The sequence below is a fragment of the Acidovorax sp. JMULE5 genome, from assembly GCF_013376875.1.
GTDB lineage: Bacteria > Pseudomonadota > Gammaproteobacteria > Burkholderiales > Burkholderiaceae_C > Acidovorax > Acidovorax facilis.
The window spans coordinates 1,666,162-1,678,874 of sequence record NZ_CP035951.1 but is presented as its reverse complement, the minus strand read 5'-3'; the positions used below and the strand labels follow the sequence as shown (position 1 = coordinate 1,678,874).

Here is a 12,713-nt window from a genome sequence, read left to right as displayed (position 1 = left end):
AACGCGCATTGCCACCGGGATGGCGGGTGGGCTGGTCGTGAGACTGTGATCTTCGCCAGTGTCTGCGGCTTGTATGACAAATCAATGACGACGTTACTGATGTTGGACGGGGGTGGAATGCCTGTGTTGCAGTTGTTGGGATGGGGGAGGGTTGTGTCACTGAATTGTCATCTTGGAGCCCTAGAGTTCAGCCTGTTCCTGTCAACCCTAGCCAAAAGGTACTGAATAATGAAACGCACATTTCTCAAAACCGTCGCTGTAGCACTGGCCTCCATGGCTGTAGGCAGTGCTTTTGCGGCGGACATCACCGGCGCTGGCGCAACCTTCCCGTTCCCCATGTACGCCAAGTGGGCTGAAGCCTACAAAAAGGAAACGGGCACGGGGCTGAACTATCAGTCCATCGGCTCTTCCGGCGGCATCCGCCAGATTCGCGCCAAGACCGTGGCCTTTGGTGCTACCGATGCCCCCTTGCCAGGTGCTGACCTTGACAAAGATGGCATGGTGCAGTTCCCCGCAATCATTGGTGGTACGGTGCCCGTGGTCAACCTGGAAGGCTTCAAGCCCGGCGAGTTGCGCGTGACTGGCCCTGTGCTAGCAGAAATCTTCCTGGGCAAGATCGCCAAGTGGAATGACGCCAAGCTGGCCGCACTGAACCCGGGCAAGACCTTGCCGGACCAAAACATCACCGTGGTTCACCGCGCTGATGGTTCGGGCACCACGTTCAACTGGACCGACTACCTGTCTGCTGTCAGCAAGGAATGGGCAGATTCCGTGGGCAAGGGCGCTGCCGTGAAGTGGCCTGCTGCGTCGTCGGTGGGTGGCAAGGGCAATGAAGGCGTGGCCGCCAACGTGACCCGGGTGAAGGGTGCTGTAGGTTATGTGGAATACGCCTACGTCAAGAAGAACAACATGAACTTCCTGCAGCTCCAAAACGCTGACGGCAAGTACGTGAGCCCTGATGACAAGACCTTTGCCGCAGCCGCAGCCAGTGCAGACTGGTTCAGCGTCCCAGGCATGGGCATCTCGATGGTCAATGCCAAGGGTGCAGAGAGCTGGCCCGTCAGCACCGCATCGTTCATCCTGATGTACAAGGACCCTGCAGACAAGGCCCAATCGGCCGAAGTGCTGAAGTTCTTTGACTGGGCGTTCAAGAATGGCAAAGGCATGGCCACGGAGCTGGACTATGTGCCGCTGCCTGACAGCCTGACAGCCGAGATCCGTTCCAAAGTCTGGTCGCAGATCAAGAAGTAAGTCAGTCTGCCCCAGAATACCCCCCATCGGCCGCCTTGGCTGGCCGATGGGTGCTGGTTTGTGGGGATCTCCAGAAGCCAGATGGGAGTCAACATGAGCGTGGGAACCACCATGAGTTCGCAACCCGGGTCCGCCAAAAAGACGGACGCCCCTACGGAGTCGATGGTATCGATTGCCAGGCGGCAGCGTCTTCAGGACATCTTTTTTCATCGGTTGACCCAAAGTCTTTCGCTGCTGGTGCTGGCGGCGTTGCTGGGGATCATCGTCTCTCTGTTTATCTACGCTTGGCCGACGTTCCATAAGTTCGGTGTCCAGTTCATCTGGCGCGTGGAATGGGACATCATCAATGAAGAATTCGGTGCTGCGATTGCCATCGTCGGCACCCTGGCCAGTGCTGGCATTGCGCTGCTGATTGCGGTGCCTCTGGCTTTTGGCATTGCCCTTTTTCTGACGGAAACCTGCCCGGTCTGGCTGCGGCGCCCCCTGGGCACCGCAGTGGAGCTGTTGGCGGCCGTCCCCTCGATCATCTACGGCATGTTCGGTTTGTTCGTATTTGCCCCGCTGTTTGCCGATTACTTCCAGATGCCGGTGCAAAAGCTGCTCGGCTCCATGCCGCTGGTGGGCTTTCTGTTTGGCGGCAGCACCAACGGCTTTGGCATCCTGGCGGCCGGTATCGTGCTTGCGTTCATGGTGCTGCCTTTTGTGGCAGCAGTGATGCGCGACGTGTTCGAAATTGTCCCGCCCATCCTGCGCGAGTCTGCCTATGGCCTAGGCTGCACGACTTGGGAAGTGGTGCGCCGCGTGGTGCTGCCTTACACCCAAAAGGGCGTCATTGGCGGGGTCATGCTGGGTCTGGGCCGCGCTCTGGGGGAGACGATGGCTGTGACCTTTGTGATCGGTAATGCCAACCGCATGCCCACTTCACTGTTCTCCCCGGGAACCTCGATTGCCTCCACGCTGGCCAATGAGTTCGGTGAAGCTGCCGACTTCCACCTTTCCACGTTGTTCGCGCTGGGTTTCCTGCTGTTCGTGATCACCTTCGTGGTGCTTTCGGCCGCCAAGATCCTGATGCTGCGTGCTGAAAAGGCCAAGGGCCTTTGAGTCCTCACGCCCTGACCATGAACCTCTTTTGAAACAAGCTCCATGGAATTCAACCAACAACTCTACAAAAAGCGCCAGCGCTCCAACGCCATCGGTTTGACCCTTTCCCTGGGTGCGATGGTGCTGGGTCTGTTTGTGCTGCTCTGGATCCTGAGCGTTCTGCTGTCCAACGGCTTTGCTGCGCTGGACTGGAACATGTTCACCCAGTCCACGCCGGCGCCCGGATCGGAAGGCGGCGGGCTGGCCAATGCCATCGTCGGTAGCCTCATGATGGTGGGTTTTACCGTGCTGGTATCCACACCGATTGGTGTACTGGCTGGCGTGTACCTGGCGGAATACGGCGACCAGAGCAAGACGGCCGAACTCACCCGCTTTGTGACCGACATCATGTTGTCCGCGCCCTCCATCGTGCTGGGCCTGTTCGTCTATGCCATTGCCGTGGCGACGGTCGGCAACTTCTCAGGTTGGGCCGGTAGCCTGGCCTTGTCGCTGATCGCCGTGCCGGTGGTGGTCCGTACCACCGAGAACATGCTGCGCCTGGTGCCCGGCAGTCTGCGCGAGGCTGCTTTTGCACTGGGTGCACCACGCTGGAAAGTGTCCACCATGGTCACCCTGCGTGCTGCGCGCAGCGGCGTGATGACGGGCCTGCTGCTGGCTGTGGCCCGCATCAGTGGCGAGACTGCGCCGCTGTTGTTCACGGCGCTCAACAACCAGTTCTTCAGCACCAACATGAATGCCCCCATGGCCAACCTGCCGGTGGTGATCTTCCAGTTTGCCCTGAGCCCCTACGAAAACTGGGTGCGCCTGGCCTGGGGTGGGGCTTTGCTCATCACGTTGTCGGTGCTGATCCTCAACATCGTGGCGCGGGTTTTCCTGCGCGAGAAGAGCCGCGCCTGACCTGTCGGCCAATTACGCAGACACCACCCAGACAGCCTCCATTTTCAGGATTTGACAATGAACGCCACCGCTACCGTCACCCCCAGCAAGAATGCGCTGGAACTTCGCAACCTCAGCTTCTTTTACGGCAAGTTTCAGGGGCTGCGCAACGTCAGCCTCAACATTGCCGAGCATAAGGTGACTGCTTTCATTGGCCCCTCGGGCTGTGGCAAGTCCACCCTGCTGCGCACTTTGAATCGCATGTACAGCCTGTACCCGGGCCAGCGTGCCGAAGGCACCATCAACTTCTACGGCCAGGACATCCTGGACCCCAAGCAGGATATCAACCTGCTGCGCGCACGCATCGGCATGGTGTTTCAGAAGCCCACGCCGTTTCCCATGTCCATCTACGACAACATCGCCTTCGGTGTGAAGCTCTACGAAAGCCTGAGCAAAAGCGAGATGGACGACCGCGTGGAATGGGCGCTGTCCAAGGCCGCCTTGTGGACAGAGGTGAAGGACAAGCTGCACCAAAGCGGTTTGTCGCTGTCCGGCGGACAGCAGCAGCGCCTGTGCATTGCACGCAGCGTGGCGGTCAAGCCTTCTGTGCTGTTGCTTGACGAGCCCACCTCGGCGCTGGACCCGCTGTCCACTGCCAAGATCGAAGAGCTGATCGACGAACTCAAGCACGACTACACGATTGCCATCGTGACGCACAACATGCAGCAGGCAGCCCGCTGCAGCGACTACACGGCCTACATGTACCTGGGCGAAATGATCGAGTTCGGTGCCACCGAGCAGATCTTCTTCAAGCCCGAGCGCAAGGAAACCGAAGACTACATCACCGGCCGTTTCGGCTAAGGAGACAGCAGATGCCCGATAAACATCTTTCGTCCCAGTTCGACAGCGAACTCAACAGCGTCTCTGCCCGCGTCATGGAAATGGGCGGTCTGGTGGAGTCACAGATCCGCCAGGCGGTGTATGCGCTGTCCCAGTTCAGCCTGGAGGCCGTGGAGACGGTGGCCTCGATGGAGACCCGCATCAATGCGATGGAGGTCGAGATCGATCAGGAGCTGTCCTCCATCATCGCCCGGCGCCAGCCCACAGCGCGCGACCTGCGCCTGCTGCTGGCCTTCTCCAAGGCCACGGCCAATTTGGAGCGCATGGGCGATGAGGCCAACAAGATGGCGCGCATGGTGCGATCCATCATTGAAGGCGGTGCCCCGCGTTCGTTGCCGTCAAGCGACCTGCGTGTGGCGGCGGAGCTGGCCTCGGGCCAGCTGCGCAAGACGCTGGATGCGTTTGCACGGCTCGACGTCAAGGCGGCGGTGGCCATCCTCAAGGAGGACGATCTCATCGACAAGGAGTTCGATGGCTTCGTGCGCAAGCTCATTACCTACATGATGGAAGACCCGCGCACCATCTCGCCCAGTCTGGATCTGCTGTTCCTGGCCAAGGCCATTGAGCGCATCGGCGACCATTCCAAGAACGTGGCTGAGTTGATCATCTATCTGGTCAAGGGCAAGGATGTGCGCCACACTGCCCTCGATGAGATCGAGTCAGCCGTTCTGTAAAAAGAGCTTTGGCAAAACTATGAGAAAGCTCCCACGCGTCCTCATCGTTGAGGACGAACCTGCGATTGCCGAGTTGATTGCAGTCAATCTACGCCACAACGGATTCCAGCCCTTTTGGGCGGAAGACGGTGACTCGGCCCAGCGCGAGCTGGATGCCGTGCTGCCGGATGTCATCCTGCTCGACTGGATGCTGCCGGGGCAAAGCGGCTTGTCGCTGGCACGCAAGTGGCGTGCGGACAGCCGCACCAAGCCGATCCCGATCCTGATGTTGACGGCCCGGGGCGATGAGCCCGACAAGATCGCCGGGCTCGATGCGGGTGCCGACGACTACATCACCAAGCCGTTCTCCACGCAGGAGCTGCTGGCGCGCATCCGCGCCGTGCTGCGCCGTCGTGCTCCCGAGCAGGTCAGCGACAGCGTGACAATTGGCGAGCTGATTCTGGATGCGGGAACCTACCGGGTAACCTTTCAGGGGCAACCGCTCAAGGTGGGCCCCACCGAGTTCAAGCTGCTGCACTTTCTAATGAAACACGCTGAACGTGTGCACAGCCGCTCGCAATTGCTCGACAAGGTGTGGGGTGACCATGTTTTCATCGAGGAGCGCACGGTGGATGTGCACGTCAAGCGGTTGCGCGAAGCCCTGGGCGCCGCCTCCGTGATGGTGGAAACCGTGCGTGGCGCGGGCTACCGGCTCACCGCCCAGCCCCAGGTACAGTTGCAGGCCTGAGAGGCTGAGAGTCTTTTATCCATGCCCGCCTTGCACCCCAAAACGCCCCGGCTCGTCGTTGCAAATGCTCGCCATAGCCCGAGCTATGGCTGTGCTTTGCGCCTAGAGCCGAGGCGTTTTCGCGCGCCTTTCGGGCTCGGCTAAAAAACTCTCAGCCTCTGAGAGTCTGGTCATGATCTCCAGCGATAGAGTGAACAGGTGCTGAGGGCGCGGGCCTGATGTTGTCGATGGGGCGCACGGGGTGCGCCCCTGTTTTTCTGAGAAGGCGTTGCTGACCGCATGCTGTGGCGTATTTCGTATTTCCTGCTCTGGCAGATAGCGGGTGGTGGGCTGGGGTGGTGGCAGGGTGGTCCCTGGGGCGCAGCCCTGGGCGCTGCACTGGCTGCGTGGGCCTGGTTTGTCTGGGATCTGCTGCGTGGCGCGCGTGTGCTGCGCTGGCTGCGTACGGGTGACCTGTCTGAAGTCCCGGCCATGCGCGGTATCTGGGGCGAGGCGGCAGACCGTGCGCGGCGCCTTTTGCGCAGGCAGGAGACCCAGATCCGCGACAGCCAGGACCGGCTGCAGGAGATCCTGGCCGCGCTGCAGGCCACGCCCAATGGCGTGGTTCTGCTGGATGCGCAAGGCCGCATCGAGTGGTGCAACCAGATGGCAGCCAGCCAGTTCGGCTTTGACGCCCAGCGCGATGTGATGCAGTCGATCGGCAATCTGGTGCGCGACCCCGAGTTCACGGCCTACTATGCCGCCCAGGATTTCAGCCACGATGTGGTGCTGGAGGGGCGCTTCAGCACGCCTTCGCGGCCGGTGCGTATCTCGGTGCATCTGCACCCCTACGGCGACGGGCGCACCCTGCTGCTGTCGCGCGATGTCACGGCGCTGGAGCAGGCCGAGGCCATGCGGCGCGACTTCGTGGCCAATGTGTCCCATGAGATCCGCACGCCCCTGACGGTGCTGACCGGTTTTGTCGAAACGCTGCAGACCTTGCCCCTGAGTGCCGACGAGCGCTCGCGCTACCTGAGCATGATGGCCCAGCAGGCGCTGCGCATGCAAAGTGTGGTGCAAGATCTTTTGACCCTGTCGCGCCTGGAGGGCAGTCCGCTACCGGGCATGGCGGAGTGGACGCCCGTGCAGGCGCTCATGCAGCGGTGCGAGGAGGAGGGGCGTGCGCTGTCGGCCGTGCTCTCGCAAAACCAGCCGCGCCAGCATGTCATGGTGTTTCCGTCGAAGGACGCGTTGCATGCCGAGGGCGACATTGCAGGCGTGCCCACCGAGTTGCAAAGCGCATTGTCGAACCTCATCAGCAATGCGGTGCGCTACACGCCTGCGGGTGGGGTGATCACGGTGGCGTGGCACCGCATGGAAGACGGCTGCGCAGTTTTCTCGGTGCAGGACACAGGCCCGGGAATCGCACCCGAACACATTCCGCGTTTGACAGAGCGCTTTTACCGCGTGGACCGCAGCCGCTCCCGCGAGACCGGTGGCACCGGCCTGGGGCTGGCCATCGTCAAGCATGTGTTGCAGCGGCACGGGGCCACGCTGGACATTGCCAGCACGCTGGGCAAGGGCTCGGTGTTCTCGGTCACATTCCCTGCGAACCGGTTGCGCGGGTTTTCGCTGCCGGTCTGACCGCACGCCACAGCATGGCCAGGAACAGCGCGGCAGTGAGCCACAGCGCCGCAGCGCTTGCGGCCCAGAAGGGTGTGGGCGATGGCTCCGCTGCCCAAGGCCCCAGGCCCCGGTAGGCCAGCAGGTAGCCGCCCCCCAAACCCGCACCCCATAGCAACACGCAATACACCACCAGCGGCGCCACGGTGATGCGGTAGCAGCGCAACACAAACACGCACAGCGTCTGCAGTGCATCGGCTGCGTGGTACGCAGCGACCCACACGATGACCCCGCCCGTCAGGGCCACCACGCCGGTGTTGGTGGAGTACAAACCGCCAATGTGATTTTTTGCTATCAATAATATAGCTGCTAGCGCAATACCTATAAGCGCTGAGAGCCTAAAACCTATAAAAACCACCTTGCGCGCCCGTGCTGGATCGCCAGCGCCCAGCCAGTAGCTGACGCGGGCGCTGGTGGCGATGGCCAGCGACAGCGGCACCATGTAGAGCACAGCCGCCACATTGGCCGCGATCTGGTGCGCCGCCGATGCGGTGGTGCCCTGGCGTGCAATGAACAACGCCATCAGCGTGAACGACGTCACCTCCACCATCACAGCCAGCCCGGCCGGGATGCCCAGGCGGGCAAAGCCCGCAATGGTGGGCCAGTGCGGGGGCTCCATACGGCGCCAGATACGCAGAGGCTCATAGATGTCCTGCGTGCGCAGCAGCCAGATGGCCAGCGCAAGCATGCTGCCGTTGACCACCAGGGTGGCCCACGCGCATCCCACCACACCTTGCGCAGGCAGCCCTGCGCCGCCAAAGGTGAACCAGATCGACAGTGGCAGCTTGATGAACAGCGAGCCCACCTGCAGCCAGGTCACCAGCTTGGGGCGGCCCAGGGCCTGGTTCAAGGTACTGTAGATGCGAAAAAGCAGGGCAGGCGGCAGTGCCAGGGCCAGCACGGCCAGGTAACTCTCCACCTCGGTGCGCAGGGCTGGCGGCACCTCGGTCCAGCGCAGCAGGGGGGCGGGGGACAGCAGGATGGCCATGCCCACCAGCGAGGCCGCACCGCACAGGTACAGCGACTGCCGCAGAGACCGGCCCAGGCCGTCGGTTTGCCGGGTGCCGCGCAACTCGGCCCACACCGGAAGCAGCGCCTGCAGCACGCCAATCAGCGCCACATACACGCTGATAAAAATGGCGCTGCCCACCGAGAGTGCCGCCAGCGAGGCTTCTCCATGGCGCCCGGCGACGATGGTGTCTGTCACGCCAAACGCCATCACCGCCAGTTGCCCGGCCAGCACCGTGATGGCGTGGCGCGAGATGGTCGAAAGCTCCGACATTACTCCGGCATCATTCGGGCATCAGCGTGCAGGCCCCGCACGGTGAAAGACCAGGAGGTGATCGTTCTTGTCAGTCGGGCGTGGAATGGTGGCCCGGGCTTCCCAGCGCGCCACATTCACCATGCGTTCGGACGGAGGCCAGGAGGCGATGTCAGCCACCAGCCAGTCGCACTCGTCCTGCAGGCCCGCCCGCTGCAGCGAGAGGCCACCGTGGTACTGCAGAGCCGCCACCTGGGCACGGTTCAACCCTACCGTCTGCACACAGCCCGGGGATGGGCCCAGTGCGGCCATCACACTGCGAACCTGGGGGCGATAGCTGCGGGCGTAGTCCAGTAGCGGCAACCACAAGGTCATCAGCAGCAGCCAGCCCAGCGCAGCGCCGCTGGCTGGCAGCACCAGGCTCTTCCAGATGGGCGCCCGGTTGCGCGCGGCGCGCCACCACACCAGGCTGCACCAGCCCACGGTGGCCGCCAGGGCCACGACCAGCGCCAGTGCGGAAAACTGCGGCACAAAACCAGGGGCCAGCTTGGCCACATTGGCTGCAGGCTTGGCGGGAACGCCCGTTTGCATGGCAATCCAGATCACCCAGATCGCCAGCGCTGAAACGGAGAAGAACAGCAGCGTGAACCAGTCGATCAGCGCCCCCACACTGCGCCGCAGCGTGGGCAGTGCAAACGCTGCCAGTGCCGCCAGGGCCGGCAGCCCCAGCAGCAGGGCCCTGTCTGCGGGTTGGGTGGTGATGGTGGCGGCAATGGAGACTGCCGAGAACCACAGCGGGAGCAGCAGGTGCCTGTGCCCCTGGCGGCTGATGATCTGTTTGCGCCAGCGCCATAGCGTCCACAGGGCCAGGGGCCAGGCGGGCCATCCAAACCACAGCAGCAGCCGCGCCAGACTCTGCCACTCTTTGCCGCCTGAGCCGGAATCCACAATTCGCCAGCGCCAGAGATCGAGCCCCCAGGCGATCAGCGCCGCTGCCATCGTGATTGCCCCCAGGGCCAGGGCCCAGCGCAGGCGATGGTCTGTCTGGCTGCCTGGCGCATAAACCACCACCACCATGCTGCCCAGTCCCAGCAATGCTGCAAGCGCCGGAGCGCCAGCCAGCGTGAGCCCCACCATGCCTGCGGCCAGCGCCACGGCAGGGGCTACGGTGCGGTGGGGCATGGCTGCAACCGCAAAGAAGATCAGCGCCGTGCAACTGAGCTGCACCAGATAGCTGGTGACCTCATGCGAGAGCTGCGCGAGGCCCAGGCAGGCAATCAGGGCCAGCAACCCACCATCGGCAATAGCGCGGGCGTAGTCGGGTGGATTGGCTTCGCCCCCAAAGGCAAAGGCCACAGGCTGGGCGCCGGGGCTGCGGGCGAGGTAGTAAACGGCATACCAGGTGGCAACGAGGGTGACGACCAGAAGGAGTGCAAAAGGAAGGCGCACAGCCACCTCTGCAGACACCCATTGGGGCGCGAGCTGGATGGCCCAAGCGCCCAGCCAGTACGGCAGCAGTCCCTCGGTTTCCGGGGCCATGCCGCCCAGCAGGGGGTTCAGCCAGGGCGTGCGCCCGTGGGCCAGCTCCAGCATGTAGCCAAACGCCGTGACATCCGCACTTTTCCACGGGTCGCGCCCCACGAAGCCGGGCACGACATAGGCAATACACAGCAGTACCAGTGCCCAGCGTGGCAGGGGACTGACAGCGTTCTGGGTAACGATGGCGGGGGTCGGTGGATTCACGCGTCAGAGGGCGGCAAAGCGAAGCCACCGAGAATAAGGGCAAAACCAACGGAAAAAGGCAGCCCGGTTGCCCGGACTGCCTTTTTGGCGGGAACGCAAGGGCGAATTACTTCGCTGCGGTCTTGCCGAAACGGTTGCGGAAGCGCTCCACACGGCCACCCATGTTGTCCACCGACTTTTGCGTACCGGTGTAGAAGGGGTGCGATTCAGAAGACGTATCCAGCTTGAACAGCGGATATTCCTTGCCTTCGAAGGTTTCCATTTCCTTCGTGTTCACGCACGAACGGGTCACAAACTTGAAGCCGTTGGACAGGTCCGAGAACAGGACTTCGCGGTAGTTGGGGTGAATGCCTTCTTTCATGATCAATCCTTGTCAAGTGCGGGAGCCGCGCTGAACCCGGAGCAACCTTTGCACCGTGGAACATCCAACGTACTTTCCGCAGAAAAAGCCCTCTATTATTGCACAGGCGGTTTGATGGCATTTTCGCGACGGCCCGTAACGGCTGAAACTGGCAAGGCCTTGGCCAGAACCGCCACGCAAGGGCCGCCCCGCCGCGCTGGCGGTGTCCCCCTTCTCTCGAATTGCGTAGCAATTCGAGAGAAAGGGGAAGGCGCGAAAGCGCCTCAGGGTGTTGTCACCCTCCTCTTCGCATCATGTCAAAGAAGTCCACATTGGTCTTGGTGGCCTTCATGTTCTTGATCATCAGCTCCATCGACTCGATCTCGTCCATGTTGTACATGAACTGGCGCAGGATGCGGGTCTTTTGCAGGATCTCGGGCGCCAGCAGAAGCTCTTCGCGGCGCGTGCCGCTCTTGTTGAGTTCGATGGCGGGGAACACGCGCTTTTCGTACAGGCGGCGGTTCAGATGGATTTCGCAGTTGCCAGTGCCCTTGAACTCTTCAAAGATCACTTCGTCCATGCGGCTGCCGGTATCGACCAACGCGGTGGCGATGATAGTGAGCGAGCCACCTTCTTCGACCTTGCGTGCGGCACCGAAGAAACGCTTGGGGCGCTGCAGTGCGGCGGCGTCCACACCACCGGACAGCACCTTGCCGCTGGAGGGCACGACGTTGTTGTAGGCACGGGCCAGGCGGGTGATGGAGTCCAGCAGGATGACCACGTCCTTCTTCAGCTCGACCAGACGCTTGGCGCGCTCGATCACCATCTCGGCCACGTGCACGTGGCGGGCGGCGGGCTCGTCGAAGGTGGAGGCGATGATCTCGCCCTTCACCGTGCGCTGCATTTCGGTCACTTCTTCAGGGCGCTCGTCCACCAGCAGCACCATCAGGTGCACGTCGGGGTTGTTGGCCGTGATGGCGTGGGCGATGTGCTGCATCATCACCGTCTTGCCGCTCTTGGGCGGGGCGACGATCAGCGCGCGCTGGCCACGGCCGATGGGCGCAATGATGTCGATGATGCGGCCTGTGATGTTTTCTTCGCCCTTGAAGTCGCGCTCCAGCTTCATCTGCTCCTTGGGGAACAGGGGCGTCAGGTTTTCGAACATCACCTTGTGCTTGTTCTGCTCCGGCGGGCCGCCGTTGACCGAGTCCAGCTTGTTCAGCGCAAAGTACCGTTCACCATCTTTGGGTGTGCGGACTTCACCTTCGATCATGTCGCCGGTGTGCAGATTGAAGCGACGCACCTGGCTCGGGCTGATGTAGATATCGTCCGTGCTGGCGGTAAAGCTCGTGTCCGGGCTGCGCAGGAAGCCGAAACCGTCGGGCAGGATTTCCAGCACGCCGTCGGCAATGATTTGTTCCCCGGTCTTGGCCCGCTTCTTGATGATCGCAAACATCAGCTCCTGCTTGCGCATGCGGCCGGTATTTTCGATTTCGAGTTCTTCGGCTTGCTTCAGGACTTCAGACACGTGCAGTGCCTTGAGTTCGTTTAAGTGCATGGAATGACTCCTTGGCGGAGCTGGTATGAATCTTGGGGGAGGAGGGCTGGTGCCAGATGGGCTGCTGTTTGCAGGTCTGGCTCGCCGGGGATCTCGGTCCGGCTGCCAATGCGTGCAGGCCGGTGATCTGAAGGAATTATGACAGGAAAAAAAGCGGGAGATTCACGGGATCCGAATTCGGTCTGTGTCTGGCGCTGCAATAGGTGTCGTGAAAACAAACAACCCCGCGTGCATGGGCAGGCGCGGGGTTGTGGGTGCGGATCAGGCCAGTTGCTGATCGATGAAGGCGGTCAGTTGCGCCTTGCTCATGGCGCCGACCTTGGTGGCGGCCAGCTGGCCGTCCTTGAACAGCATCAGTGTGGGAATGCCGCGAATGCCGAACTTGGCGGGGATCTCGCGGTTTTCGTCCACATTCATCTTGGCGATCTGCAGCTTGCCCTGGTAGGTGCCTGCCACTTCGTCCAGGATGGGGGCAATCATTTTGCAGGGGCCGCACCATTCGGCCCAGTAGTCCACCAGCACGGCGGAGCCGGGTTGGAGCACGTCGGCTTCAAAGCTGGCGTCAGAGACATGTTTGATGAGTTCGCTGGCCATGGCGGATTCCTTGATTTTGATCGGGT

The 12,713-nt window shown here is 62.1% G+C and carries 12 protein-coding genes; 7 read left to right on the top strand and 5 right to left on the bottom strand.

The features are described from left to right. The first annotated feature begins 228 nt into the window (after positions 1-228). The 7 genes from pstS (at position 229) to phoR (ending at position 7,152) form a co-directional block, all read left to right on the top strand. On the top strand, positions 229-1,251 hold the full coding sequence (pstS, locus tag EXV95_RS07555) for a phosphate ABC transporter substrate-binding protein PstS (RefSeq protein ID WP_055398213.1): 1,023 nt from the start codon (positions 229-231) through the stop codon (positions 1,249-1,251). Positions 1,252-1,362: 111 nt separating this feature from the next. Continuing rightward, positions 1,363-2,352 (top strand): phosphate ABC transporter permease subunit PstC, encoded by a 990-nt coding sequence (pstC, locus tag EXV95_RS07550; protein ID WP_255484952.1) that lies wholly within the window; start codon positions 1,363-1,365, stop codon positions 2,350-2,352. Positions 2,353-2,394: 42 nt separating this feature from the next. Further along, positions 2,395-3,249: a phosphate ABC transporter permease PstA gene (gene pstA, locus EXV95_RS07545; protein ID WP_055398211.1), complete on the top strand. Its 855-nt coding sequence runs from the start codon at positions 2,395-2,397 to the stop codon at positions 3,247-3,249. Positions 3,250-3,306: 57 nt separating this feature from the next. Then, the gene (gene pstB, locus EXV95_RS07540; RefSeq protein WP_055398210.1) at positions 3,307-4,089 is read left to right on the top strand and encodes a phosphate ABC transporter ATP-binding protein PstB; all 783 of its coding nucleotides are present in this window, start codon (positions 3,307-3,309) and stop codon (positions 4,087-4,089) included. Positions 4,090-4,100: 11 nt separating this feature from the next. Beyond that, positions 4,101-4,802 (top strand): phosphate signaling complex protein PhoU, encoded by a 702-nt coding sequence (gene phoU / locus EXV95_RS07535; RefSeq protein WP_010457902.1) that lies wholly within the window; start codon positions 4,101-4,103, stop codon positions 4,800-4,802. Positions 4,803-4,821: 19 nt separating this feature from the next. Next, positions 4,822-5,529, top strand: coding sequence for a phosphate regulon transcriptional regulator PhoB (gene phoB / locus EXV95_RS07530; RefSeq protein ID WP_176886384.1), 708 nt, complete (start codon positions 4,822-4,824; stop codon positions 5,527-5,529). 279 nt (positions 5,530-5,808) lie between these two features. Further along, positions 5,809-7,152 (top strand): phosphate regulon sensor histidine kinase PhoR, encoded by a 1,344-nt coding sequence (phoR, locus tag EXV95_RS07525; RefSeq protein ID WP_176886383.1) that lies wholly within the window; start codon positions 5,809-5,811, stop codon positions 7,150-7,152. On the opposite strand, the gene EXV95_RS07520 is transcribed toward phoR, so the two are convergent. The 5 genes from EXV95_RS07520 to trxA all read right to left on the bottom strand — a co-directional run bounded on the left by EXV95_RS07520 (position 7,106) and on the right by trxA (position 12,687). After that, positions 7,106-8,473, bottom strand: coding sequence for an MATE family efflux transporter (locus EXV95_RS07520; protein ID WP_176886382.1), 1,368 nt, complete (start codon positions 8,471-8,473; stop codon positions 7,106-7,108). The genes phoR and EXV95_RS07520 overlap by 47 nt on opposite strands. 21 nt (positions 8,474-8,494) lie before the next feature. Further along, the gene (locus EXV95_RS07515; protein WP_176886381.1) at positions 8,495-10,195 is read right to left on the bottom strand and encodes a hypothetical protein; all 1,701 of its coding nucleotides are present in this window, start codon (positions 10,193-10,195) and stop codon (positions 8,495-8,497) included. A 106-nt stretch (positions 10,196-10,301) separates the two neighbouring features. Next, positions 10,302-10,556 (bottom strand): type B 50S ribosomal protein L31, encoded by a 255-nt coding sequence (locus EXV95_RS07510; protein WP_008906759.1) that lies wholly within the window; start codon positions 10,554-10,556, stop codon positions 10,302-10,304. Positions 10,557-10,830: 274 nt separating this feature from the next. Further along, a complete protein-coding gene (gene rho / locus EXV95_RS07505; protein ID WP_055398205.1) occupies positions 10,831-12,093 on the bottom strand; it encodes a transcription termination factor Rho in 1,263 nt (420 codons plus the stop codon). A gap of 261 nt (positions 12,094-12,354) precedes the next feature. Beyond that, a complete protein-coding gene (trxA, locus tag EXV95_RS07500) occupies positions 12,355-12,687 on the bottom strand; it encodes a thioredoxin TrxA (protein ID WP_008906761.1) in 333 nt (110 codons plus the stop codon). Positions 12,688-12,713 lie beyond the last annotated feature (26 nt).